This is a genomic window from Vibrio ezurae NBRC 102218 (genome assembly GCF_000467185.1).
GTDB lineage: Bacteria > Pseudomonadota > Gammaproteobacteria > Enterobacterales > Vibrionaceae > Vibrio > Vibrio ezurae.
Genome location: NZ_BATM01000001.1, coordinates 59376 through 82737 on the forward strand (window position 1 = coordinate 59376; position 23362 = coordinate 82737).

The 23362-nt window shown below is 43.5% G+C and carries 26 protein-coding genes; 16 read left to right on the forward strand and 10 right to left on the reverse strand.

Annotation, left to right across the window (positions count from 1 at the left end):
- Positions 1 to 47 precede the first annotated feature (47 nt).
- The 4 genes from VEZ01S_RS00280 to VEZ01S_RS00295 all read left to right on the forward strand — a co-directional run bounded on the left by VEZ01S_RS00280 (position 48) and on the right by VEZ01S_RS00295 (position 3766).
- Positions 48 to 956 carry a TIGR01777 family oxidoreductase gene (locus VEZ01S_RS00280; RefSeq protein ID WP_021712003.1) on the forward strand — a complete coding sequence of 303 codons (909 nt, stop codon included), beginning with the start codon at positions 48 to 50 and terminating at the stop codon, positions 954 to 956.
- Between the two features lie 445 nt (positions 957 to 1401).
- Positions 1402 to 2256, forward strand: coding sequence for a co-chaperone YbbN (locus VEZ01S_RS00285; protein WP_021712004.1), 855 nt, complete (start codon positions 1402 to 1404; stop codon positions 2254 to 2256).
- A gap of 137 nt (positions 2257 to 2393) precedes the next feature.
- The gene (locus VEZ01S_RS00290; protein WP_021712005.1) at positions 2394 to 3317 is read left to right on the forward strand and encodes an SPFH domain-containing protein; all 924 of its coding nucleotides are present in this window, start codon (positions 2394 to 2396) and stop codon (positions 3315 to 3317) included.
- Positions 3314 to 3766: an NfeD family protein gene (locus VEZ01S_RS00295; RefSeq protein WP_021712006.1), complete on the forward strand. Its 453-nt coding sequence runs from the start codon at positions 3314 to 3316 to the stop codon at positions 3764 to 3766. The genes VEZ01S_RS00290 and VEZ01S_RS00295 overlap by 4 nt, the downstream gene beginning before the upstream one ends.
- Before the next feature lie 67 nt (positions 3767 to 3833).
- On the opposite strand, the gene ligA is transcribed toward VEZ01S_RS00295, so the two are convergent.
- Positions 3834 to 5861: an NAD-dependent DNA ligase LigA gene (gene ligA, locus VEZ01S_RS00300; RefSeq protein WP_021712007.1), complete on the reverse strand. Its 2028-nt coding sequence runs from the start codon at positions 5859 to 5861 to the stop codon at positions 3834 to 3836.
- Positions 5862 to 5938: 77 nt separating this feature from the next.
- A complete protein-coding gene (gene zipA, locus VEZ01S_RS00305; RefSeq protein WP_021712008.1) occupies positions 5939 to 7030 on the reverse strand; it encodes a cell division protein ZipA in 1092 nt (363 codons plus the stop codon).
- A 181-nt stretch (positions 7031 to 7211) separates the two neighbouring features.
- On the opposite strand from zipA, the gene cysZ reads away from it, so the two are divergent.
- The 5 genes from cysZ to crr all read left to right on the forward strand — a co-directional run bounded on the left by cysZ (position 7212) and on the right by crr (position 11970).
- Positions 7212 to 7967, forward strand: coding sequence for a sulfate transporter CysZ (gene cysZ / locus VEZ01S_RS00310; RefSeq protein WP_021712009.1), 756 nt, complete (start codon positions 7212 to 7214; stop codon positions 7965 to 7967).
- A gap of 131 nt (positions 7968 to 8098) precedes the next feature.
- Positions 8099 to 9067 carry a cysteine synthase A gene (gene cysK / locus VEZ01S_RS00315; RefSeq protein WP_021712010.1) on the forward strand — a complete coding sequence of 323 codons (969 nt, stop codon included), beginning with the start codon at positions 8099 to 8101 and terminating at the stop codon, positions 9065 to 9067.
- A gap of 249 nt (positions 9068 to 9316) precedes the next feature.
- A complete protein-coding gene (locus VEZ01S_RS00320) occupies positions 9317 to 9574 on the forward strand; it encodes an HPr family phosphocarrier protein (protein WP_021712011.1) in 258 nt (85 codons plus the stop codon).
- A 122-nt stretch (positions 9575 to 9696) separates the two neighbouring features.
- Positions 9697 to 11421 carry a phosphoenolpyruvate-protein phosphotransferase PtsI gene (gene ptsI, locus VEZ01S_RS00325; RefSeq protein ID WP_021712012.1) on the forward strand — a complete coding sequence of 575 codons (1725 nt, stop codon included), beginning with the start codon at positions 9697 to 9699 and terminating at the stop codon, positions 11419 to 11421.
- Positions 11422 to 11460: 39 nt separating this feature from the next.
- A complete protein-coding gene (gene crr / locus VEZ01S_RS00330) occupies positions 11461 to 11970 on the forward strand; it encodes a PTS glucose transporter subunit IIA (protein WP_017029253.1) in 510 nt (169 codons plus the stop codon).
- Between the two features lie 111 nt (positions 11971 to 12081).
- On the opposite strand, the gene VEZ01S_RS00335 is transcribed toward crr, so the two are convergent.
- Positions 12082 to 12987, reverse strand: a complete 906-nt coding sequence (locus tag VEZ01S_RS00335; protein ID WP_021712013.1) for a Dyp-type peroxidase — start codon at positions 12985 to 12987, stop codon at positions 12082 to 12084.
- A 16-nt stretch (positions 12988 to 13003) separates the two neighbouring features.
- A complete protein-coding gene (locus VEZ01S_RS00340; protein WP_040889856.1) occupies positions 13004 to 13462 on the reverse strand; it encodes a DUF2919 domain-containing protein in 459 nt (152 codons plus the stop codon).
- 77 nt (positions 13463 to 13539) lie between these two features.
- Here VEZ01S_RS00340 and VEZ01S_RS00345 point away from each other — a divergent pair, with 77 nt between their 5' ends.
- Positions 13540 to 13890 carry a DUF2956 domain-containing protein gene (locus VEZ01S_RS00345; RefSeq protein ID WP_021712015.1) on the forward strand — a complete coding sequence of 117 codons (351 nt, stop codon included), beginning with the start codon at positions 13540 to 13542 and terminating at the stop codon, positions 13888 to 13890.
- A gap of 2 nt (positions 13891 to 13892) precedes the next feature.
- Here VEZ01S_RS00345 and VEZ01S_RS00350 read toward each other — a convergent pair whose 3' ends face one another.
- The gene (locus VEZ01S_RS00350; protein WP_021712016.1) at positions 13893 to 14171 is read right to left on the reverse strand and encodes a winged helix-turn-helix domain-containing protein; all 279 of its coding nucleotides are present in this window, start codon (positions 14169 to 14171) and stop codon (positions 13893 to 13895) included.
- Between the two features lie 207 nt (positions 14172 to 14378).
- Between VEZ01S_RS00350 and VEZ01S_RS00355 the strand changes: the two genes are divergently transcribed.
- The 4 genes from VEZ01S_RS00355 to VEZ01S_RS00370 are packed head-to-tail and all read left to right on the forward strand — an operon-like array spanning position 14379 to position 16838.
- Entirely contained in the window at positions 14379 to 14729 is a 351-nt protein-coding gene (locus VEZ01S_RS00355; RefSeq protein WP_021712017.1) for an ArsC family reductase, read from the forward strand.
- Between the two features lie 24 nt (positions 14730 to 14753).
- Positions 14754 to 15890 (forward strand): succinyl-diaminopimelate desuccinylase, encoded by a 1137-nt coding sequence (dapE, locus tag VEZ01S_RS00360; RefSeq protein WP_021712018.1) that lies wholly within the window; start codon positions 14754 to 14756, stop codon positions 15888 to 15890.
- Position 15891: 1 nt separating this feature from the next.
- Complete coding sequence (locus tag VEZ01S_RS00365; RefSeq protein ID WP_021712019.1) at positions 15892 to 16587, forward strand: M15 family metallopeptidase; 696 nt, start codon at positions 15892 to 15894, stop codon at positions 16585 to 16587.
- A gap of 11 nt (positions 16588 to 16598) precedes the next feature.
- The gene (locus VEZ01S_RS00370) at positions 16599 to 16838 is read left to right on the forward strand and encodes a DUF2897 family protein (protein WP_021712020.1); all 240 of its coding nucleotides are present in this window, start codon (positions 16599 to 16601) and stop codon (positions 16836 to 16838) included.
- 269 nt (positions 16839 to 17107) lie between these two features.
- Here the strand turns inward: VEZ01S_RS00370 and VEZ01S_RS00375 are convergent, their stop codons facing one another.
- The 4 genes from VEZ01S_RS00375 to dapA form a co-directional block, all read right to left on the reverse strand.
- Positions 17108 to 17962 (reverse strand): hypothetical protein, encoded by an 855-nt coding sequence (locus VEZ01S_RS00375; protein WP_021712021.1) that lies wholly within the window; start codon positions 17960 to 17962, stop codon positions 17108 to 17110.
- A 382-nt stretch (positions 17963 to 18344) separates the two neighbouring features.
- On the reverse strand, positions 18345 to 18776 hold the full coding sequence (locus tag VEZ01S_RS00380) for a GNAT family N-acetyltransferase (RefSeq protein ID WP_021712022.1): 432 nt from the start codon (positions 18774 to 18776) through the stop codon (positions 18345 to 18347).
- A 180-nt stretch (positions 18777 to 18956) separates the two neighbouring features.
- On the reverse strand, positions 18957 to 20009 hold the full coding sequence (gene bamC, locus VEZ01S_RS00385) for an NlpB/DapX family lipoprotein (RefSeq protein WP_021712023.1): 1053 nt from the start codon (positions 20007 to 20009) through the stop codon (positions 18957 to 18959).
- Between the two features lie 54 nt (positions 20010 to 20063).
- Positions 20064 to 20942 carry a 4-hydroxy-tetrahydrodipicolinate synthase gene (dapA, locus tag VEZ01S_RS00390; protein WP_021712024.1) on the reverse strand — a complete coding sequence of 293 codons (879 nt, stop codon included), beginning with the start codon at positions 20940 to 20942 and terminating at the stop codon, positions 20064 to 20066.
- A gap of 233 nt (positions 20943 to 21175) precedes the next feature.
- Between dapA and VEZ01S_RS00395 the strand changes: the two genes are divergently transcribed.
- Complete coding sequence (locus VEZ01S_RS00395; RefSeq protein ID WP_021712025.1) at positions 21176 to 21703, forward strand: glycine cleavage system transcriptional repressor; 528 nt, start codon at positions 21176 to 21178, stop codon at positions 21701 to 21703.
- A 16-nt stretch (positions 21704 to 21719) separates the two neighbouring features.
- A complete protein-coding gene (bcp, locus tag VEZ01S_RS00400) occupies positions 21720 to 22187 on the forward strand; it encodes a thioredoxin-dependent thiol peroxidase (RefSeq protein WP_021712026.1) in 468 nt (155 codons plus the stop codon).
- Between the two features lie 83 nt (positions 22188 to 22270).
- Here bcp and VEZ01S_RS00405 read toward each other — a convergent pair whose 3' ends face one another.
- Positions 22271 to 23356: an AI-2E family transporter gene (locus VEZ01S_RS00405; RefSeq protein WP_021712027.1), complete on the reverse strand. Its 1086-nt coding sequence runs from the start codon at positions 23354 to 23356 to the stop codon at positions 22271 to 22273.
- Positions 23357 to 23362: the final 6 nt, after the last annotated feature.

Genomic DNA, 23362 nt, shown 5'->3' on the forward strand with positions numbered 1-23362 from the left:
AGGATGTGCTAAAAAAGGCGGTCTTAGAGATTTAATTGGGAGTGGCTATGCATATATTGATTACAGGTGGTACAGGGTTTATTGGTCGCGCATTGATCAAACAGCTTATCCCTCATCAAATAACGCTACTCACTCGAGATTGCGAGCACGCAGCAAAACAGTTAAAGCACATTAATCCGCGCAGCTTGCAATTTATCCACTCACTAGAGTCCCTAAACTGTCTCTCTGGTTTTGATGCGGTAATCAACCTAGCGGGTGAGCCTATTGTGGATAAACGCTGGTCTGAGGCGCAAAAAAAACGCATCAGTGAAAGTCGCTGGAACCTAACTCAGAAACTGGTTGATCTCATTCAACGAAGTAGCACTCCCCCTAGCGTCTTTATCAGTGGCTCTGCGGTGGGGATATATGGCGATCAAAAGCAGTTGATCGTTGATGAGAATAGCACTTATCAGGCAACAGGCTTTCCCAACACGGTTTGTCAAAAGTGGGAAGATATCGCGAATATGGCGCAATCTGCCTCAACTCGCGTCATTACCCTAAGAACAGGGATTGTGCTAGGCCAAGAAGGCGGTGCTCTAGAGAAAATGCTCTTACCCTATAAATGGGGGCTTGGTGGGCCAATAGGGGCAGGACAACAATATATGCCCTGGATTCACATCGAAGATATGGTGCGCGCTATCCAGTTTTTACTCGATAAAGACACCGCTTCAGGGGCCTTTAATATGGTCGCACCCCACCCCATCACCAATAAAGAATTTAGCCAAGTATTAGCTAAAACTCTTTCCCGCCCACACTTTTTGTTTACCCCCAAATTTATTCTCAAGCTGGCACTGGGTGAATCAAGTTGCTTGTTGTTTGATAGTATAAAAGCCAAACCCAAGCGCTTAACAGAACAGGGGTTTACGTTTACCTACTCAAGAATTCATCCTGCGTTACAACATTTACTCACTCGCTAAGTGCTGTTATTAACGCCAAGCTCAGAACAAAAAACAAGCAATCTGTCATTGCATACCAAAATCAATGACTTGGAAACACAAACATTGAAGCTATCTGCCTCAGTTCAAACTTTATTGCCTTAATTTCATAAATTTTGCATTTAGCCATAATTTTGTAATAAACAGTGTGCAAAATATCTCCTATTGCAATTAATCCTATTAAAGATTGAAGAGAACAGTATGTCTTTAAACAAGCTTAATTGGTTAAGCGTGGGGATTGTGGTACTGGTATTAGTGCTATTGTAATCCTTACAAAAACCAAACTTATAGAAGCTCAGGCTCACTCCGTTAATGACTGAATTTAACGAGATTGGCCTGAGTTTTTTCTTATGGGTGATAAACACCTTGAGATTAGCCAAAAGAACCCAATCTATAGAAGAGTTATCATTAGTTTAGGAACACCTACATGCACTCAGAATTCATCGTAGAAATGAACCAGCACAACTTCCAACAAATTTTGGAAGGCTCAATGACCACACCAGTTGTCGTCTATTTTTGGGCACCCATGAGTCAAGAAAGTGCAGATCTTGTTCCTCAAATGCAACAATTGGCACAAAACTATGCCGGAGCCTTTACTCTAGCATTACTGAACTGCGAACAAGAGCAGCAGATTGCGGGTCAATTTGGCATTCAAGCACTGCCGACTATTGCGCTCTTTAATCAAGGGCAAGCGGTAGACGGTTTAGGCGGCCCGCAACCGATTCAAGCCATTGAAGCTATGTTGCAAAAACACCTTCCTAGCCAAGATGAACTGAACTTGCAACAAGCATTGACTCTGATCTCAGAGCAAAAACACACCGAGGCCCTAGCCCTATTAACGACTCTACCTGAAGAGTTGCAAAACAAAGGTGAGATTAAATTAGCCAAAGCGGATTGCTTACTCGCGACTGGGCAGTTTAGTGATGCTGAGGCTCTACTGGCACACATTCCACTTGAATACCAAGACAACTACTACAAAGGACTGCTGGCTAAACTTGAACTGCATGCTCAAGCCGCAAACAGCCCTGAAATCCAAGCCTTGGAATCACAACTGGCGAGCGATGAAAGTAATGCGAAGATCGCCAACGAACTGGCATTGCAATACCATGAGGTCAACCGCAGTGATGAAGCATTAGCGCTGTTGTGGTCATTTATTGCCAAAGATCTTGGCGCCCTTGACGGTGAAATGAAAAAGACCTTTATGGATGTATTATCGGCACTTGGGCAAGAAAACAGCACGGCTAAGCAATACCGTCGCCAGTTGTACTCCATTCTTTACTAGAGTACTTGCATAGCCCACATCTCATCGTCACATAAAGCGCGAACATTTCGCGCTTTTTTTAATCTTCAAGCACGTAGAACTGCTGAAAAATAGGGTATAGTTATTCCTTCTACTACTTCATTTAGAGGAAAGTCAGCATGGATTCAACCCTCATTACCATTGCCATTTTTATCGCTTTGGTTGTCATCGTTCTTGTTGCCGGGATTAAAACGGTACCTCAAGGAAGCAATTGGACCGTAGAACGTTTTGGTCGTTACACCAAAACCCTTCAACCAGGTCTTAATCTTATCGTTCCATTTATCGACACCATCGGTAATAAAATTAACATGATGGAACAGGTGCTCGACATTCCAGCTCAAGAAGTCATCTCTAAAGACAACGCGAATGTCACCATTGATGCTGTCTGTTTTGTGCAAGTTTTCGATGCATCAAAAGCCGCCTATGAAGTCACAGAACTTGACCATGCCATTCGCAACCTCACTCTGACCAACATTCGTACAGTATTGGGCTCTATGGAGCTTGATGAAATGCTAAGCCAGCGCGATATGATCAATACTCGCCTACTGACGATTGTCGATGAAGCGACTAACCCTTGGGGCGTTAAGGTCACACGTATTGAAATTAAAGACGTGCAGCCACCCGCCGATTTAACCGCCGCCATGAATGCGCAAATGAAGGCTGAGCGAAACAAGCGTGCTGAAGTGCTGGAAGCGGAAGGGGTAAGACAGGCTGAAATTCTACGTGCTCAAGGCCACAAACAATCTGAAATATTAAAAGCCGAAGGCGAAAAGCAGGCGGCAATTTTACAGGCTGAAGCTCGCGAACGTTCCGCAGAAGCCGAAGCAAAAGCGACGCAAATGGTATCGGATGCCATCGCAGCAGGTGATATGCAGGCGGTGAACTACTTTATCGCGCAAGGTTACACTGACGCTCTAAAATCCATCGGTCAAGCTGAAAACGGCAAAGTCATTATGTTGCCACTAGAAGCAACCGGACTGATGGGCTCCATTGCTGGTGTCGCTGAAATGTTTAAAACAAGCAGTGACAAGGACAAAGCGTGATAGAGCTACTGCAACATGTTAATCACTGGCATTGGCTAGCGTTTGGCCTGACTTTGCTTTGTTTTGAGGTGCTCGGAACCGCAGGCTACTTTTTGTGGCTAGGGATCTCAGCACTGCTGGTTGGAATACTGTTGAGCATCTTGCCCCTTGGCTGGCAAATGCAATGGATGAGCTTTGCCAGCTTTAGTTTGGTCACCACTTGGCTGTGGTGGCGATATCAAAAAGGCAAAGATAAGCAAGATGAGAAAACCAGCACTCTCAATAAACGTTCTCAAAGCTTAATTGGTCAATTCACCACGTTAGAGCAAGACTTTCCGGTGGGTAAAGGTCGCTTAAATCTAGGAGATACATCATGGACAGCGGTGGCGTCTCAAAGTTTAAGCTCAGGGACTACCGTCGAAGTGTATAAAGTAGAAGGGATTGTGCTCTATATCCGAGAAAAAGCGTGACGTTACGATATAAAATCCAGACATAACAAAAAAGGGTCTTAGACAAAAATCTAAGACCCTTTTTCTATTAAGCGATACCGTGTTGCTGCATCAAGGTGACTAAGGCTTGTTCGTCTTGAACCTCCACCCCTAGCTCTTGCGCTTTAGTCAGCTTAGAACCAGCCGCTTCGCCAGCAAATAAAATATCGGTTTTCTTAGATACGCTGCCTGTGACTTTCGCGCCCAGATTTTGCAACGCCGCTTTTGCATCAGAGCGAGTTAGCTGTGACAAGGAGCCCGTTAATACCACAGTTTTACCCGCTAGAGGTAGTTCGCCCGCGGCTGCCACTTCTTCAATTTCTGGCCAATGAATACCGCTTTCAATCAACTCAGAAATCACCTGTTGATTTCGTTGTTGGGCGAAAAAGGCTTTAATGTGTTCAGCCACAATAGCGCCTACATCTGGCACTTCCAGCAGTTGCTCAATAGTGGCACTTTCAATGTTAGGCAACGTCTTAAAGTATTGCGCTAAGTTAGCGGCTGTCGCCTCACCCACTTCACGAATACCTAAAGAATACAAAAAGCGAGCTAATGTGGTTTGCTTGGATTTTTGCAATGCATCAATAACATTTTGCGCCGATTTAGGCCCCATTCTTTCTAAGACGGTAATACGTCCAGCACTCAATTTGAAAAGATCCGCAGGTGTTTGCACCATCTCTTTATCCACCAACTGCTCAACGACTTTATCGCCTAAACCATCCACGTCCATTGCTTTACGAGAAACAAAGTGTTTGAGGGCTTGCTTGCGTTGCGCGGAACACACTAGACCGCCGGTACAACGAGTGACAGCCTCACCTTCTGTACGCTCTGCATCAGAACCACAAACAGGACACACCACCGGATACACAATTTCGGCTGCACTATCTGGACGTCGTTCAAGCACCACACCTGTAATTTGTGGAATGACGTCCCCCGCACGACGAATGATCACCGTATCACCAATGCGAACCCCTAAACGCTGAATTTCATCAGCGTTATGCAAAGTGGCATTGCTGACCGTTACCCCACCGACAAACACAGGCTCTAACTTAGCCACCGGAGTGATGGCGCCAGTACGCCCTACTTGAAATTCAACATCATTCAGCAATGTTAATTCTTCTTGGGCAGGGAATTTATACGCAATTGCCCAGCGAGGCGCTCTTGCAACAAAGCCTAGCTGCTGTTGTCGCGCGATGTCATCAAGCTTAATCACCACACCATCAATTTCATAATCCAGTTGATCGCGAGTGTCTAAGATATGTCGGTAATAAGCGATCACTTCCTCTAATGTATCCACCTTACGTACCGCAGGACACATAGGTAAACCCCAGCCTTTTAGCTGAATAAAGCGTTGATAGTGACTCTCTACCAATTCACCGCCTTCAATCACGCCAACGCTATAGGCATAAAATCCCAAAGGTCGCTTGGCGGTAATACGAGAATCGAGCTGACGCAGACTTCCTGCAGCCGCATTTCTTGGGTTGGCAAAAGGTTTTTCACCTTTAGCAAGGGCCTGCTCATTAATACGCTCAAAGCCCGCTTTGGGCATAAAGACCTCACCTCGCACTTCTAAGTGGGTTGGAAATCCTTCGCCTTGAAGCTTTAATGGGATAGCACTAATGGTACGAACATTTTGCGTAATATTCTCACCCGTCGCCCCGTCGCCACGCGTCGCCGCTTGCACCAATACGCCATCTTCGTACATTAAGCTCACCGCAAGACCATCCAGTTTTGGCTCGCAACTGAATGCCCCCAGCGCATCATGATTAAGCCTGTCTTGCATACGCTTATAAAAGGCTTTGAGCTCGGTATCATCAAATGCGTTATCCAACGACAACATTGGCACTTGATGGCTCACTTGGGTAAAGCCTGAAAGTGGCGCACCACCTACGCGTTGCGACGGTGAATCTAACGTCACTAACTGTGGGTGACTCTCTTCAAGCTCAAGCAGTTGGCGCATCAAGCGATCATACTCAACATCAGGGATCTCAGGGCTATCTTCAACGTAATAACGCACCGCGTGATAATGCAGTGACTCAGAAAGCTTAGCGTGTTGTTGTTGAATAGAATCAGACATAAAGGTTTCTCAAAAATTAGGATAAAGAAAAGGCTCTATGTAGAGCCTTTTTTCAGTTTATTAGGTTGACCAGAAAACTAGAAAATATTGCTGGTTTCTTTTGGCTCTTGACGGTGCACAAAGTCTTGGATTTGACGTTTGTAGGCATCGATACGATCTCGCGTCATTAACGTACGTTTGTCATCAAGTACATTGCCACTTAAATTATCCGCAATCATCTGCGCAGTATGTAGCATGATCTTAAAGTTTTGCTCAGGATCGCCATAACAAGGCAGAGTCATGAAAAACGAAAGCCCTTTAGTGGTAAAGGTGGCCGGATCGTCGTGTGACAATGTGCCGGGTTTCAGCATATTCGCAACACTAAATAATACTTTACCTGTTCCAGAAATCTCAACGTGACGATGATAAATATCCATCGGACCAAAATGCAGGCCATTTTGCTCCATGCTCACAAATAGATCACTACCGATAAATTCCTCTTTACCGCGCGCTTCCACATGAAGTACCAACACTTCCATCTCTGGTTCTTCAACCTTAGCTGGAGCTTCAGGAGTGACAGGCTGTGCAACAACCTCTTCCGTTGTCGGCGCTGGAGAATCTTTTTCTGCAAATGCACTGTTATTATCAAAACGAATAGGCGCTTGCTCCGCTTTCACTTCGCTAGCAACGGGTTTGGTTAACTCTGGCTGGTCAACCGTAGGCTCTGTCGCACTCGGCTCTTTGGTAATAAAAGCAGAAGAAGGCTCATCATCATGTTTAGAGTAGGCATCCGAGCTGATAGTAATTGTAGGAAGCTCGTCGGGTTTAACCGATACTGTAGGTTTAACCACTTCGGTTGGCTGATGCGCCTTGCTGAACTTGTCACCTTGCGCCGTTTCTAATAACGGATCACCAATATCATCATCAAAACCTGAGAAACTTGGTTCTTTTTTATCGCTCTTTGAGGTTACTTTCACCACCTCAAAATCATCTTCTGGCGCAACAGTTTGTTTCGCTGAGTTATCTTGAGCGACACTTGATTCTGATAATGGCTCATCATCAAGTTTGCTCAGTGGTTTATCGGAAAATCGACCACTTTGTTCTCGTTTATTCGTCCATAAACCATGGATAAGTAGGCCCGCGATGGCTAAGACACCTACGACTATCAATACGATTCGCAATTCCTGCATTTTTTGCTCTCTGCTTTACTCTGGTGAGACACCGAGATTGAGTGACTAAAACTACTTTAACAAAACTCTGATGTAGAGTTGAACCTTTTAGCAATATCTATGTACTTTATGCTGTGATTTTGAGCACGCTTTTCTTATATTAGAGCTAATCCGCTGAAAACTCAGTATTTGGAACAATAAGATGCATCAAAAATTACACAATATGTCCGGTATCGGTTATTTTTTTTCTGGTTTTAAACTGGCTATGCAACCAGGCTTACGTCGCTATGTTTTTATGCCACTGCTCATTAATATACTGCTAGTAGGCAGTGCATTATTTTATCTATTTAGTCATCTCAATCAATGGATAGAGCACTGGCTTGGGGCATTACCTGAATTTTTAAGCTGGCTAAGCTATATTCTTTGGCCTCTGCTTACACTCACTATATTAGCCACCTTTTCTTACTTCTTTAGCACATTGGCGAACTTTATCGCCGCGCCCTTTAATGGGTTATTGGCGGAAAAGGTGGAACAACGATTAAGCCCAGAAAATATGCTGGAACAAAGCGTGGCCGATTTGATCAAAGACGTCCCAAGAATATTAGGTCGTGAATGGCGAAAGCTTGTCTACTTACTCCCTAAAGCCATCGGCTTATTCCTTTTATTGCTCATTCCAGCCTTTGGTCAAACTATTGCGCCTATTGTGTGGTTTATTTTTACCAGTTGGATGCTTGCGATTCAATATTGTGACTACCCTTTTGATAACCATAAAGTGGATTTCAATAGCATGCGTTTTGCACTCAAAGCGAAGCAAAGCAAGGCGTATGGATACGGCGCAATGGTCGCACTTTTCACTTCTATACCCTTTTTAAACCTCATTATTATGCCCGTCGCGGTGTGCGGTGCGACCTTGATGTGGGTCACAGAATTTAAGCAAGATCAGAAAGTTAGCTATTAGATATAACGTTTTATTCCTTTGTCAGAGCTAAGAACAGCTCTATTCTAAAGGCGTATGATTTAAGCCATTAAATTACCGAATAATACCAAAACCCTAATACTATTAGCGTGTTAACCCACAAGGAAGCAAGCATGAGCAAGATTTACGATGATAACTCTCAAACTATTGGCAATACGCCTCTCGTTCGTTTAAACCGCGTCAGCAACGGCAACGTTCTCGCTAAAATTGAAGCTCGTAACCCTAGCTTCAGTGTGAAATGTCGTATCGGTGCCAACATGGTTTGGGAAGCAGAGAAATCAGGCGCACTAAAAGAAGGCATTGAACTTGTTGAGCCAACCAGTGGTAATACAGGTATCGCGCTTGCTTATGTTGCTGCGGCTCGTGGTTACAAACTAACGCTTACTATGCCTGAGTCAATGAGCCTTGAGCGTCGCAAGCTTCTTAAAGCATTGGGCGCTAACTTGGTACTAACAGAAGCAGCAAAAGGCATGAACGGCGCGATTGCAAAAGCAGAAGAAATTGTTGCAGCCAACCCAGATTCAACTTTGCTTCTACAACAGTTCAACAACCCAGCTAACCCTGAGATCCACGAAAAAACCACAGGACCTGAACTTTGGGAAGCCACTGACGGCGAAATCGATGTATTGGTTTCAGGTGTGGGTACTGGCGGTACTATCACAGGTACAACGCGTTATCTTAAGAAAACAAAAGGTAAAGCCATTACTGCTGTAGCCGTTGAACCTGCTGAATCTCCAGTCATTAGCCAAGTTCTAGCGGGCGAAGATGTGAAACCAGGCCCACATAAGATCCAAGGTATTGGTGCAGGCTTTATTCCTGGAAACTTAGATCTTGAACTTATCGACAAAGTAGTCACTGTTACTTCAGATGAAGCGATTGAAATGGCTCGTCGTTTAATGGAAGAAGAAGGCATCCTAGCGGGTATTTCTTCAGGTGCAGCCGTTGTTGCGGCGAACAAAATCGCTGAACTTCCTGAATTTAAAGGAAAAACAATTGTAACTGTACTTCCAAGTTCTGGTGAGCGTTACCTAAGTACAGCATTGTTTGCTGGCATATTCACTGAGAAAGAAAATCAACAATAGCCTTAAAAAAACTGTGCCCAAATCAAATTTTCGACCAAAAAAGCCCCTTTCTGGGGCTTTCTTATTGATTAGTGGTCAGCATTTGGTAGTATTTCTAGGCTTTATTTTTTGCTTCAAAATAAAAGAAGCGATAATTTAGGCTGTAACCAAAAGTCATAAGAACTTACTCAGCCAAGGTCACGAGCCAATTTATTTATAATTGAGACTTGGACTTCAAAACATAATCTAAATATCAACGGGGTATATCACATGTACGAGAAGCAAGTAGAAATCACTGCAGAAAACGGTCTTCACACTCGCCCAGCAGCGCAGTTTGTTAAAGAAGCTAAATCATTTGATGCAGACATCACTGTGACTTCTAACGGTAAAAGCGCGAGCGCTAAAAGCCTATTTAAGCTTCAAACTCTAGGTCTAGTAAAAGGCACTCTGGTTACTATTTCTGCTGAAGGTCCACAAGCTACTGAAGCTGTTGACCATCTAGTCGCTCTAATGGATGAGCTGCACTAAGAGCCTACGTTCGATTATAAAAGCCACTTTGTTGTCATCAGCCAAGTGGCTTTATTGAAATAGACTCTATAAAAGCAAAAAATCAGTCACCCGCCCACTACAGACCAAGTTAAGGTAAAGCTATGATCTCAGGCATTCTAGCGTCTCCAGGTATTGCTTTTGGTAAAGCACTACTTCTTCAAGAAGATGAAATCGTTCTAAACAAAAACAAAATTTCAGCCGACCAAGTTGACTCTGAAGTACAGCGTTTCTACGACGCTCGAAACAAATCAGCCGCTCAACTTGAAATCATCAAACAAAAAGCTCTTGAAACTTTTGGTGAAGAAAAAGAAGCGATCTTTGAAGGTCACATTATGCTTCTTGAAGATGAGGAACTGGAAGAAGAGATCCTTGCTCTTATCAAGAACGACAAACTTTCAACAGATTTTGCAATCTACTCAATCATCGAAGAACAAGCCACTGCGCTTGAGTCTCTAGATGATGAATACCTAAAAGAGCGTGCAACGGATATCCGTGATATCGGTACTCGTTTTGTTAAAAACGCTTTAGGTATTAACATTGTTTCTCTAAGTGACATTGACGAAGAAGTCATTCTTGTTGCTTACGATCTAACGCCATCAGAAACTGCGCAAATTAACCTAGACTACGTACTAGGCTTTGCGTGTGACATCGGCGGCCGTACGTCTCATACCTCTATCATGGCGCGCTCTCTTGAGCTTCCTGCGATTGTCGGTACTAACGACATCACTAAACAAGTGAAAAACGGCGATACTCTAATTATGGATGCGATGAACAACCGAATCATCGTAAACCCAACTGAAGCAGAACTAAACGAAGCGAAACAAATTCGTGATAAGTTCCTTGCTGACAAAGCAGAGCTTGCTAAATTAAAAGACCTTCCAGCAGTGACTCTTGATAACCGTCACGTAGAAGTATGTGGCAACATCGGTACTGTTAAAGACTGTGACGGTATTATCCGTAACGGTGGTGAAGGCGTTGGTTTGTACCGTACAGAGTTCCTATTTATGGACCGTACTTCTCTTCCAACAGAAGATGAACAATACCAAGCATATAAAGAAGTTGCCGAAGCAATGGCAGGCCAACCTGTGATTATCCGTACTATGGATATCGGTGGTGATAAAGACCTTCCATACATGGATCTTCCAGAAGAAATGAACCCGTTCCTAGGTTGGCGCGCCGTTCGTATCAGCTTGGATCGTCGTGAAATTCTTCGTGACCAACTTCGCGGTATTTTACGTGCATCAGCGCACGGAAAACTCAGCATCATGTTCCCAATGATTATTTCTGTTGAAGAGATTCGTGAACTGAAAGCCGCTATTGAAGAATACAAAGCTGAACTTCGTTCTGAAGGTTTAGCGTTTGATGAGAACATTGAGATTGGCGTAATGGTAGAAACACCAGCCGCTGCTGCAATTGCTCACCACTTAGCTAAAGAAGTTTCTTTCTTTAGTATTGGTACAAATGACTTAACTCAGTATACTCTAGCAGTAGACCGTGGTAATGAGCTTATTTCTCATCTATACAATCCACTATCACCAGCAGTACTTACTGTGATTAAACAGGTGATTGACGCTTCTCACAAGGAAGGTAAGTGGACTGGGATGTGTGGTGAATTAGCGGGCGACGAACGCGCTACACTTCTTCTACTGGGTATGGGCTTAGATGAGTTCTCTATGAGCGGCATCTCTATCCCTGCAGTTAAGAAAGTAATTCGTAACGCAAACTTCTCGGAAGTACAAGCAATGGCAGAAGAAGCTCTGCAAATGCCAACAGCCGCAGAAATCGAAGCGCACGTAGCGAAATTTATCGCGGATAAATCAAACTAATAATATAATTTAATAGAATAAACTGCTTAGGAGCATGTAATGGGTCTGTTTGACAAACTTAAGAAGCTGGTATCGGACGAAGGCAACGCTGCAGGTTCAATCGAAATCATTTCACCACTATCTGGCGAAATCGTTAACATTGAAGATGTGCCTGATGTAGTTTTCGCTGAGAAAATTGTTGGTGACGGTATTGCTATCAAACCAACTGGCAACAAAATCGTTGCTCCAGTGAACGGTACTATTGGTAAAATCTTTGAAACTAACCATGCGTTCTCTATCGAATCAACTGACGGTATTGAGCTGTTCGTTCACTTTGGTATCGACACTGTTGAGCTAAAAGGTGAAGGCTTCACTCGCATCGGTTCTGAAGGTCAAGAAGTTAAAGCTGGTGATACTATCATCGAGTTTGATCTGGCATTCCTAGAAGAGAAAGCAAAATCTACTTTGACTCCAGTTGTTATTTCTAACATGGACGAAATCAAAGAATTGAACAAGCTTTCTGGCGCTGTAACTGTAGGTGAAACTCCAGTACTACGTGTAACTAAGTAATTTATACTTAGATTCAAGTGATTAAAAACGCAGCCAATGGCTGCGTTTTTTTATGCTTGTTAAGCATGCCAATCACACACTCCCCCAACTAAAGAGGAGTGTTTATTCGGCTTAAGCGATGACTAAGTTTTTGAGCATTGCTTGGCTAGGTGCAAAGAAGTAAGCACCCGTTACCGCTTTGGTGTAATCCAGCAATTGGTCGGTCTTACCATCAACTTGACCGTACATACTTTCTAGCATCGCGGTAAAGTTATGTACCGTGTTGCAGTAAGCGATAAATAGCAAACCGTGTGCGCCAGAAACGCTGCCGTACGGCAGGCTGTGACGAACGATCTTAAGGCCCTTGCCTTCTTCTTTAATATCTACGCGACCCACGTGTGATTGTGCTGCCACATCGTCTAGCTCAACCGAGTCTTCTTTGGTACGGCCAACGATTTTTTCTTGCTGTCCAACCGATAATTTATTCCATGCTGGCAGGTTGTGCTCAAAACGCTGCACCATGATGTAACTGCCACCGGCAAATGTACCTTCAGGAATCAAAGCGACTTCTGCTCTTTCGTCTCCCTCTGGATTTTCTGTGCCGTCGATAAAGTCAGTCATATCACGAGAATCAAGGTAACGATAAGAGTAAGTTTCATCCACAATCGTTGCCTCTTCCGACACTTCTGACATCAGTTTACGCAGTAAATAGAAGTGCAAGTCGTGACGATGAGAGTGACAGTGTAAAAGCACATCGACATCGGTCGTCGGCGCAATGTGCTCGTTGCACTCTAATACTGGGAACGGGATAAGTTCACTAGGTACATCTTCAGAGATGCTATTGCTCCAAAACTGATGAGAAAACGCAATACTGGTTGCTAGACTCGCACCCGGTTGGTTTGCGTTGATTTCCTCAACCCAACCATCTACTTTTTGTAACGCTGTTAATACTTTATTCTTGTCGCCCTTGACCTTTAAAAGAACATATAAAGCAAATGGGCTTGGCTCTGGAACTATCGCCGCTTGAGGTTGAATCATAGTTACTCCGTTCTAACTAATTATCGGAAATACTTTGGAAACAGTCTTTAACACGTCGGCTGTTAAATAGATAAATAATTATCCAGCTTAAGCCGACAACTGAGAGAGCACTCCCCCAACTAAACTGACCATCTTGTTGTAAAATGTTGTGCAACTCTGATGCGAGTTGCGCCATGCTAAGCAGAATAGAAACCGAACGTCCTAATCCAATTAGCTTATTTAACCAATGTCGATCTGGGCTTCTCAGTCCTATCACCCACATAAAAAATAGGCTAGGCACTCCCATACACATCATCATATATAGGCTGGAAGAGTTTGGGTAGATCATGGCCAGTATGTTGCTGCCTTGATCTTTTGTTACCCCAGCTAAGGCAAATACAATCCAACCTCGCGCTAAAAACAACCAACACAGCCACAGCCAAAAAGGGGCTTTTAAATAGCCGTTTTTATCATATTCTTCAATTAAGTACCGCACACTACTCACTTTATATTGAGGCATTTCTTTTTATTTAAAGGCATAATTAACCTCAAATCTTTACTGACTAAACGCTTATGAAGAATAACAATACCACGGTATCATCCCAAACCCAGCAACAAGCTATGCAAGTGGCAAAAGCCACACAAAAGCCGGGACAAACTAAAGAGCAAACTAAGTTAATTGCTCAAGGCATTGAAAAAGGCATCGCTGAATATAAAAAACGTCAAAAACAAAAAGCTCGTGACGCCGATAAGCTGAAAAAGCAAAGCCTAAAGAAAAAACAAAAACAGACATCGCCACAAGAGAAAACAGCCACTGACATGGAAACGACACCAACGCCGTCAGCAAGTAAATTGCCTTGGTTCTTGTTGGTTATCAGTTGGGTAGGATTTATCGCCTATACACTACTGATGTCTCGCCCGTAATTTTAAATAATATAAGACGCTATGGTTGCGGTATTGCCTGCAACCCACTCTTTATTCAAGGGCCCCCAATCAGACACCTGATAGTAGCCGTCATTATGGCGGCGACCATCTTGGATAAAACGCAGTGATACTCCAATCCCTGGTAAAGCTTTTAACACGTCTTGGATTGTTCGGCGAGGCCAACCTGTATATTCGACCAATTTAGGAACATTAGGACGCTCCATACTGGCGACTAAATGGGCAAGATACAAACGACGAGCAAAAACAGGATTGAGTTCCATTGCTACCTCCAAAATTAATTCAACAATTATTGCTAATATCGAAAAAGGGGACTTGAGTCTGATCAAACAACAGCAACTTATGTCCATATTCATCTGTTTTTCTATTCCTGTTTCTCACTCTGCATTACCTCAACTTGACTTATTGATACACCGCACTGGATTTGTTTGATAGGATTCTACTTTCGATAAACGCAGCAAGGACAGACGATGAGCGTAATTATGTATGGTATTCCCAATTGCGATACCATAAAGAAAGCTAAAAAGTGGCTACAAGAAAGCCAAATCGAATTCACATTTCATGACTACCGCAAACAAGGTATCACTAGCGAAATGGTCAGCGAATTTTGCGAGCATTTAGGCTGGGAGCAGGTGCTGAACAAGCGCGGCACTACTTACCGTCAACTTTCTGATGAGCAAAAACAGTCTCTCACTCAAGACACCGCTATCCCTCTTTTAGTCGAACATCCTGCGATGATTAAACGCCCTATCATTCGTGTTGGTGAGCAACTGCATATTGGCTTTAAAGCCGATCAATATGACCGTATTTTTAACGTTTAATCCCAAATTAAGGAAAAAAATAGGATGAACTCCAGTCCCGTTTTAGATTTAGCTATCGATCTTATCAGCCGTCAGTCTGTCACTCCTGAAGATGCAGGATGCCAGCCATTAATGATTGAACGCCTCAAAGCTCTGGGCTTTGACATTGAAATTATGCACTTTGACGACACCCTTAACCTTTGGGCTCGTAGAGGCACACAAGCCCCCCTATTTACCTTTGCTGGACACACAGACGTTGTGCCTGCGGGTAACTTAAATGACTGGAACACACCACCGTTTGAACCTACTGTCGTTGATGGCTACCTGTATGGTCGCGGCGCAGCCGATATGAAAGGCTCACTGGCCTCTATGGTTGTGGCGGTAGAGCGTTTCATTGCTGAGCATCCTGACCACAAAGGTTCTATTGCCTTTCTTATCACCTCAGATGAAGAAGGCCCGTTTATCAATGGCACAACGCGCGTTATCGACACGCTAACTGAGCGTAACGAAATCATTGATATGTGTATTGTCGGTGAACCTTCCAGCACAGATTATGTAGGTGATGTAGTGAAAAATGGCCGTCGCGGCTCTTTCACTGGCGAGCTAACCGTAAAAGGCATTCAAGGCCACGTTGCTTACCCGCACATTGCGAAAAACCCGATTCACCACGCCCTACCAGCGCTAACGGAGCTGACGCAAATTGAATGGGACAACGGTAATGAGTTTTTCCCACCGACCAGTTTCCAGTTGCCAAACCTAAACGGCGGCACTGGCGCGAGCAATGTGATTCCGGGTGAAGTACACGCCATGTTCAACTTGCGCTACAGCACCGAAATCCACCACGAACAAATCAAAGAACGTATCTATGAAGTCTTAAATAAATACGACTTTGATTACGATATTAAGTGGACCTTAAACGGCGAACCTTTCCTAACCGATACAGGTGATCTGCTTACTGCTGTGGTTGACGCGGTTACTACCGTAAATGGTAAAGCGCCACAACTATTGACCACTGGCGGCACCTCTGACGGTCGTTTCATCGCGAAAATGGGCGCGCAAGTGATTGAATTGGGGCCAGTCAACGCCACTATTCATAAAGTAAACGAGTGCGTAAAAGCCGAAGATTTAGACCTATTAGCAGATATGTACCAAAACGTATTGATTAACCTACTAGGAAAGTAACATGAATGAGACTAGCGATTGGACCCAGCAGCAATTAACCGGTATTGATGAGTCACACCTTACCGCTATCACTATTGATAAGCGTGAGATAAAGGTTCATCAAGCCGTTAGTGAAGCTCTTTTATCGCTAGTTCATCATGCGGCGCAACACGGTTTTGAACTGAGCATCGCCAGTGGTTTTCGCGATTTTGAGCGACAAAAAATGATTTGGAATAACAAGTACCTAGGCGTGCGCCCTATTCTAGACATTAATGGTGATCCACTCGACGCTCACTCTCTTGCCCCATTGCAGCGCATCCATGCCATTTTAAGATGGTCAGCACTGCCTGGGGCAAGCCGTCATCATTGGGGCTGTGACTTTGACCTTTATGCTAAGAACCTGCTTCCAGAAGGCATACAGCTACAACTAGAGCCTTGGGAATACTTACAAGGGCATCAAGCGCCCTTTTATGAGTGGCTACTCACTCACGCACCACAGCACGGCTTCTTTTTCCCCTACGCCAAAGACAAAGGCGGCGTTGCAGTAGAACCGTGGCACCTAAGCCATCAAGCCACCTCTGACAAAGCATTAGCCACCTTCAACAGCCAAATGCTTGCTGATATTTTGCGCCTTAATCCCATAGAAGGTAACAACGAGGTATTAATGCACCTCGATAAGATCTACACTCAATATGTCAGCAACATCACCACTTCGTAGGACGGTCACTCATGCTCGTAGACCTATTATTTAACCCTTGGGTCATTATTTTCATCGCCGTTAGCGTCGTAGCGGGCAACATAGCCGCGCTCAAATATACTGCAAATATGAAAGTAGGCACTATGTCTAAACAGCAAAAAGACGACATAGAAAAGCTAAAACAGCTCGATGCAGAACGTCAAAAACAGACCAATAAGAACTTGAAAGATAAAAGCCCAGCCGATGGTGACTCGGAAAGTGGGGATGAGTGATTTTGTTAAAAGTTGTTAGCCACCGTTATTATTCTTTTTCTATACCTCAGATATAACAAAGGCTCCAACTCGGGAGTCTCCGCCAAGACATAATCTTGGATTCAGAGCGTCATTACCGGACATAGCCTCGACCTTGAAGGTTACGCGGTGCCATACCAAAAGGTATGTCTGCTACACCGATAACTATAGTTATCGAAACAGCGAAGAAAAACAAAAACTGCCGAGCGTTGAGAATCTGTCTTAAACGCTTCGTATGCAACAATTCACCACTAAGGGTAAGTTTCTCTTTTTAGCTTTTCCTGCTCCTCGACAGATAGTTCAACATAATCGAAGAGAAGTTTATCCTCGTGCAGAGGTATTTTGCACATTCCTCCAAATTCAATAGTTGCATCATCTGTGAACATTGAATGCAATTCATCTTGTAGCCCCTTAGTGATATTTTTATAGCCGCTAAGTAAATGATTCATCTCAATAATGACACATTCAGTTTGATATAAAAAACCTGAGAATTGATAAAAATTGATACACTGAGAAAGCTCCTCAAAGTTCGGATGGAAAAGTTCACTTCCAGAGTAAGGGCTTATTTTAGCTACTTTATCCATTATATCCCTATTAATTTCATTGCGACGATCCATCATAGCAATGAGGTTATGATACCTTGCCTCCATATCAATATACGTATTGAGGTCCAAACAATTGTTAATATGCTTTCCCTCTTTTCCCTTAGCAAGCATCGCTTTTACAAGAAAACTGTATTTGCTATACCTGACATGACTATGCATTGGAGTGATATTTAACTCAGGGACTCTCAATCCTCTAGTGAACTTGCTGTCATCATTTGATACTTCATTACATAGCTCGCATATGTTTTTGATTGAGAAGTATCGCGAAGATATTATTTCCAATAGGTCAATATAATTTTCAATATCCTCTCGATTCTTTTTCTTTATTTCATTTTTATCCATATTGCTAAATGCAGCCATTGCAGCAAGGCAGGTTAGCAATAAACCTACAGCTAACGTCTCTAATAACTGACTTTCGATAAAAAAGGCAATAATGAAAAGGATGATCCATAAAGGGAACCAAAGCCAAAAATCTCGATATAGAAAGCTTGTATGCTTCATTAACTCTCCCTATTACATAGCATTCAAAATAATAGGCCAGCTCGCTTTTCTACTTGCTGCCCAACGTTCACTAAACCTATCATAAATCATTGAAATATAATGCATAAGCGTCGCATTTCGCACTCTAACTTTACGTAAAAACGAGACGACTCCTCAATAAAACAAGCCATCTCCCAAACTCAAACCTAATAAACTGTGTAAATACTTCATTCACTTCATCTGTGGGTGAATTAACAAGTTTGACCATCTAGTTAAAGCACTGGATATGAAGAAAGGTAGGAAAACTACTTGGACTCAAAATAACACCCACACATACGGAAACGCCCAAAGTTATTAGCTTTGGGCGTTTCTTCTAACAAACTGGGTTACGACAAACCGAGCTTTAAAGTGTCATATGCAAAATTGGAAAAGGTTTTCCCATGTCATCAAGGGGTGAGCGCGAAACGACTTTAAAGCCCATGTGCTGGTAGAAGCCTACTGCCTGTGGGTTTTGTTCGTTTACATCGACTTTGGTTGCACCTAACTGCTCTATTGCGTATTGCAGTAGCAGCTTGCCTATGCCTTGCCCTCGAGCCTCGTTTAGGATGAAAAGCATTTCAATCTTGGACTCATAGGTGCCTATGAAACCTTGAATTGAGCCCCTTTCATTTTTCACACATTTTAACGTGACAGTGGGAAACGCCTGCTCAATGATAATGGGTTTAAAAAACTCGATATCATCTTCTGTTATGAAGTCGTGTGTTGCTCGGACTGAATTTTCCCAAACATTCAGCATTTCTGCGTAATTGTCAGGAAACACATTGTCTACAATCATTGTTGATTCTCTATAGCTGACTGAAATTTATGTGTAGCCGCGAGTGCGCATTTTACCGACAAAAAGAATACCCGTCCATTTAGCGTGGTATTACTGTTGCTTGGTAAATAGAGACAATCGGAATAAAAAAAAGGAGCACCTAATCGGGTGCTCCTTTCGCAATTTATTTAAGAGTATTGATTACTCTTCGTCAGCTTCGCCATCTTTAGCCGTGCTAGTTTGTTCCATCATTTTGACTAATACTGGAATCATCTCTTTTAGCATGTCTTCTGAAACGGGTTTTCCAGCTTCATTGGTAATGTTAATCGAGGTTCGGTTACCTAGATCACCAAGCAAGAAGGTATAAGTCTGAGAGTCATAGCTCAAAGGCTTCATATCTATGCTTTGCCAGAAGTCATCATTAGGTTGGGAGAACGATGTTTCAATAGTGCCTTGAGACTGGTTACGCCCATCGATAGTGAAGCCCAATGTCGGTAACAACTCTGGAATTCGTTGCCAGAACACATCGTATGACGCGCGAGCAACAATAATCGGTAGACCACTGCGATCTTGTCCCATACTCAGCGGGATGACCTTCACAAGCTCTAGCGCTTTCTTCGCCGCTTCATCACGAACCACTTGGTCGTAACGAGACATCACCAAGTTAGTCATAAATGTGTTATAACGTTCTTTATTGGTTAGGCTAACTTCTTGCTCTTCACCGCCCTCTTTCCAGGCAATGAGGCTGATGCGGAATCCAAAACGGGAGTTTTCTTCGAAGCGCTCAATAAGATAACGACTACTTAGCGTTTCCTCTTCGTCTTCTTCTTCCCATACGATCCAATCTGTTTCAATACGGTCGTCAGTAGAGGTTAGGCGTTTGATATCACGAGCATCCATCATATCTTGCGCGGTTTGCCACACTTTATCGCGCTCTTCTTTGGTCAGCAGCCATAAAGTGACGACGCCATCGACTTGCTCAGTACGAGCACCAGGAATCAGCTCCAAAACTTGCTGTGGCGGACGAATATCAACTTGCTTGCCGATACCACCAACGTAATCTCCACTAGGGATATTAAAGTCGGGGTAAAACTCAAGCTTCTGCTCTGGCGACGATACAATGTCAGGACGCGGTTCAGCTTCAAGATACTTAAAATCGTCTTTCGCTTGACGACGTTCTGCTGCACTGCCCGCGCAACCACTTAAAATAGCGACAGCCAGTGTACTTAGCACTAGCTGATTAACAAACTTCATTGAGACTCCTGATCCTTAACACCCGATTGAGGTTCGAATCGTAGATAATTTGGTTTAACGAATGCCAGCTTGGTCAAGCGCAGCGTTCACGACTTCTTGGCCAGCGTCTGATAAAGGCGTCATTGGCAAACGCAATGCGCTGTTTTCAATAAGGTGCAATTGCTGTGCTGCCCATTTTACTGGGATTGGGCTAGATTCAACGAACAGTCCGTTGTGCAGACCCATCAATCGTTCATTGATCACTTCCGCTTCTGCATAGTTGCCTTCATCAGCCAGTCTAAACATATCAGCCATATCTTTTGCTGCAAGATTGTTGGTCACAGAAATAACACCTTGACCGCCTAACTTCACAAAATCGAGACCTGTCGCATCATCACCGCTCAATAAAACGAAATCATCGCCACAAAGCTTACGGTGAATCTCGACTCTTGAAAGGTCACCCGTTGCGTCTTTTAGCGCTACGATGTTATCGATTTTAGATAATCTTGCTACCGTTTCTGGATGCATATCAACGCCAGTACGGCCAGGTACGTTGTACAAAATGATTGGCACAGCGCTGACCTTAGCAATTTCAACAAAATGCTGGTACATGCCTTCTTGTGTAGGCTTATTGTAATAAGGGGTTACGCTCAAGCACCCTGCAATGCCTGAATCATTCAGCAAACGGCTAAATGTCACCGCTTCATGAGTGGCATTCGCACCCGTACCCGCAATAACAGGAATGCGACCGTCAGCAAATTCAACAATTTTGCCCACGACCTTTACATGTTCTTCAACGGTAAGCGTTGCCGACTCACCTGTAGTGCCTACTGCGACTATTGCAGATGTACCCGCATCAACATGGAACTCAACTAAGTTCTTTAGACTTTGGTAATCTACTTCATCATCTGCATTGAAAGGCGTTATCAAAGCAACAATACTTCCTGAAAACATGACTCACTCCCTAAATTTCATTAATATCGCATGGTACTTGATTGAGATTGGAAAACACAAGGGGATATGGGCATTGGCGTCAAGTTTTTACTAATTATTTGCATTCAAGATGACAGGATCGACATTCATTGAATATCGATATGTTAATCCTGTTAAACTTTCCAACATTTCCCCGCACGAAAACAAATGATTACGTGTAGACTGTAAAAATTCGTCAGTCAAAGGAGACTATTATGGCGCAGCATTTAATTATCACTGCCGTTGGTACAGATCGCCCGGGTATTGGCAACAAAATCATCCATCTTATTTCCGATCTTGGCTGCAATATCATCGATAGTCGTATTGCACTACTTGGCAACGATTTCACGTTAATCATGCTCATTTCCGGCACAGCATCTCAAGTCACCCGCGTTGAGCACTCCTTGCCTCAACTTGGCGCAGAGCATGATTTGCTGACCATGGTAAAACGCACCTCCACGCACACCGAATTAGCTCAGCAGTTTACGATTGAAGCGCACATTCAAGCCGACGATAAAATTGGTCTGACAGAACAAGTTACCTACTTCTTCGCCAGTAAAGAGATTGGTATCAATGCGTTAAGTGCGAAAACGCTTAATGTGGAACAGCACGATAAATTTCAAATTGCATTAAGCGCATCAATATCGGGCGAGTATAATTTAATGCAATTACAAGAAGAGTTTGCCTCATTTTGTGAATCACTTAATGTGCAAGGCACGCTTAATTTCATCAACAATGGATAATGTTTAAGGATTTTCAATGCAAACATTAACAGCAGGCACACCCGCTCCTGATGTCTCTCTACTTGATCAGGACGGCAATTCTGTCTCTCTAAAAGAGCTAAAAGGTCAAAAAGTACTGTTTTACTTTTACCCAAAAGCCATGACCCCTGGCTGCACCGTTCAAGCACAAGGGTTACGTGATATTAAAGCGGAACTAGAAGCGCACAATGTGATCGTGCTAGGCGCCAGTATTGATCCTGTTAAACGCCTAGGTAAATTCATTGAGCGCGATAGCCTTAACTTCACACTTTTATCCGATGAAGATCACTCTGCGGCAGAAGCTTTTGGCGTATGGGGAGAGAAAAAATTCATGGGGAAAGTGTATGACGGACTACATCGCATCAGCTTTTTGATCAATGAAGAAGGCGTTATCGAACACGTATTCAATAAGTTTAAAACCAAAACTCACCATGAAGTGGTATTGGATTATTTAAATCAAGCATAATCACATTCTGCGTCCCTAAAAGTAAAAGCCAGTCCTGTATATACAAGACTGGCTTTTTATATTTCATGGGAAACAATAACGCTTTACTGTTCGGGGCTTTGCAGCTCTTGCGTGGTATCCAAATCGGGATGATTAAACGCATTCACCACCGCTTTGACCAATGTCGCGAGCGGGATGGCAAAAAATATTCCCCAGAATCCCCATAGCCCGCCGAAAACCAATACAGCAATAATGATGGCAACCGGATGCAAGTTCACCGCTTCAGAGAACAGGACTGGCACCAATACATTACCGTCGAGTGCTTGAATGATGCCATAGGCAATCAATAGGTAATAGAACTGCGGTGCAAGCCCCCACTGGAACAAACCGACAATGGCGACAGGAATAGTCACCGCTGCCGCACCAATATACGGAATCAACACCGACAGCCCCACGGCAACCGCCAGCAATACAGAGTAACGCAAATCTAATATCGCAAAGGTAATGTAGCTGGCGCTACCGACGATCAAAATCTCCATCACTTTACCGCGAATATAATTAGAAATTTGACCGTTCATTTCATGCCAAACCTGATAGGCCAAATTCCTATTTTTAGGCAGGATACCCCCTAACATTCTTAGCATTTCGTTCTTATCTTTAAGAAGGAAAAAGATCAGCAAAGGAACCAAAATAAGATACACACCAAGCGTGGCTAAACTCACCAGTGACGCCAATGAGCCTTTCACGGCACTTTCACCCAAACCACCTAATTTATTCTTCATATCGGCAAACATGAACTCAGCGTTAGTCACGGTTGCAAACTCAGGGAAACGGTCAGGGATTGAGTCAATAAAATCTTGTAGCTGGCGATACATATTCGGCACATCATTAAAGAAATTGCCAATTTGTTGCCAAATGGTCGGAACAATGCCAATAAAGGCAAATAACACTAACCCCACAAACAGCAATAATACGATGATCACCGCTAGGGTTCTTGGGACGCCTACACGCACCAGTTGGACGACGGGCCACTCTAAAAGATACGCCAGTACAATAGCAACCAATAACGGTGCAATGAGGTGACCAAAGAAATAAATAGTAATAAAGCCAAATAGAATGATGGTCACTAAGCTAACGGCGTGAGGATCAGAGAATCTGCGTTTATACCATTGCTTCATCATGTCTAGCATTGTAAT

Bases quoted from the DNA above. Each gene is read 5' to 3' on its own strand.
- VEZ01S_RS00370 (WP_021712020.1), top strand. From the start codon at position 16,599: ATGCTCGTAGACCTATTATTTAACCCTTGGGTCATTATTTTCATCGCC.
- bcp (WP_021712026.1), top strand. From the start codon at position 21,720: ATGCAAACATTAACAGCAGGCACACCCGCTCCTGATGTCTCTCTACTT.
- VEZ01S_RS00320 (WP_021712011.1), top strand. From the start codon at position 9,317: ATGTACGAGAAGCAAGTAGAAATCACTGCAGAAAACGGTCTTCACACT.
- bamC (WP_021712023.1), bottom strand. From the start codon at position 20,009: ATGAAGTTTGTTAATCAGCTAGTGCTAAGTACACTGGCTGTCGCTATT.
- ptsI (WP_021712012.1), top strand. From the start codon at position 9,697: ATGATCTCAGGCATTCTAGCGTCTCCAGGTATTGCTTTTGGTAAAGCA.
- VEZ01S_RS00405 (WP_021712027.1), bottom strand. From the start codon at position 23,356: ATGCTAGACATGATGAAGCAATGGTATAAACGCAGATTCTCTGATCCT.
- VEZ01S_RS00345 (WP_021712015.1), top strand. From the start codon at position 13,540: ATGAAGAATAACAATACCACGGTATCATCCCAAACCCAGCAACAAGCT.
- cysZ (WP_021712009.1), top strand. From the start codon at position 7,212: ATGCATCAAAAATTACACAATATGTCCGGTATCGGTTATTTTTTTTCT.
- VEZ01S_RS00280 (WP_021712003.1), top strand. From the start codon at position 48: ATGCATATATTGATTACAGGTGGTACAGGGTTTATTGGTCGCGCATTG.
- VEZ01S_RS00290 (WP_021712005.1), top strand. From the start codon at position 2,394: ATGGATTCAACCCTCATTACCATTGCCATTTTTATCGCTTTGGTTGTC.
- VEZ01S_RS00335 (WP_021712013.1), bottom strand. From the start codon at position 12,987: ATGATTCAACCTCAAGCGGCGATAGTTCCAGAGCCAAGCCCATTTGCT.
- zipA (WP_021712008.1), bottom strand. From the start codon at position 7,030: ATGCAGGAATTGCGAATCGTATTGATAGTCGTAGGTGTCTTAGCCATC.
- dapE (WP_021712018.1), top strand. From the start codon at position 14,754: ATGAACTCCAGTCCCGTTTTAGATTTAGCTATCGATCTTATCAGCCGT.
- VEZ01S_RS00375 (WP_021712021.1), bottom strand. From the start codon at position 17,962: ATGAAGCATACAAGCTTTCTATATCGAGATTTTTGGCTTTGGTTCCCT.
- VEZ01S_RS00285 (WP_021712004.1), top strand. From the start codon at position 1,402: ATGCACTCAGAATTCATCGTAGAAATGAACCAGCACAACTTCCAACAA.
- VEZ01S_RS00350 (WP_021712016.1), bottom strand. From the start codon at position 14,171: ATGGAACTCAATCCTGTTTTTGCTCGTCGTTTGTATCTTGCCCATTTA.
- VEZ01S_RS00380 (WP_021712022.1), bottom strand. From the start codon at position 18,776: ATGATTGTAGACAATGTGTTTCCTGACAATTACGCAGAAATGCTGAAT.
- dapA (WP_021712024.1), bottom strand. From the start codon at position 20,942: ATGTTTTCAGGAAGTATTGTTGCTTTGATAACGCCTTTCAATGCAGAT.
- VEZ01S_RS00355 (WP_021712017.1), top strand. From the start codon at position 14,379: ATGAGCGTAATTATGTATGGTATTCCCAATTGCGATACCATAAAGAAA.
- VEZ01S_RS00395 (WP_021712025.1), top strand. From the start codon at position 21,176: ATGGCGCAGCATTTAATTATCACTGCCGTTGGTACAGATCGCCCGGGT.
- cysK (WP_021712010.1), top strand. From the start codon at position 8,099: ATGAGCAAGATTTACGATGATAACTCTCAAACTATTGGCAATACGCCT.
- VEZ01S_RS00365 (WP_021712019.1), top strand. From the start codon at position 15,892: ATGAATGAGACTAGCGATTGGACCCAGCAGCAATTAACCGGTATTGAT.
- ligA (WP_021712007.1), bottom strand. From the start codon at position 5,861: ATGTCTGATTCTATTCAACAACAACACGCTAAGCTTTCTGAGTCACTG.
- crr (WP_017029253.1), top strand. From the start codon at position 11,461: ATGGGTCTGTTTGACAAACTTAAGAAGCTGGTATCGGACGAAGGCAAC.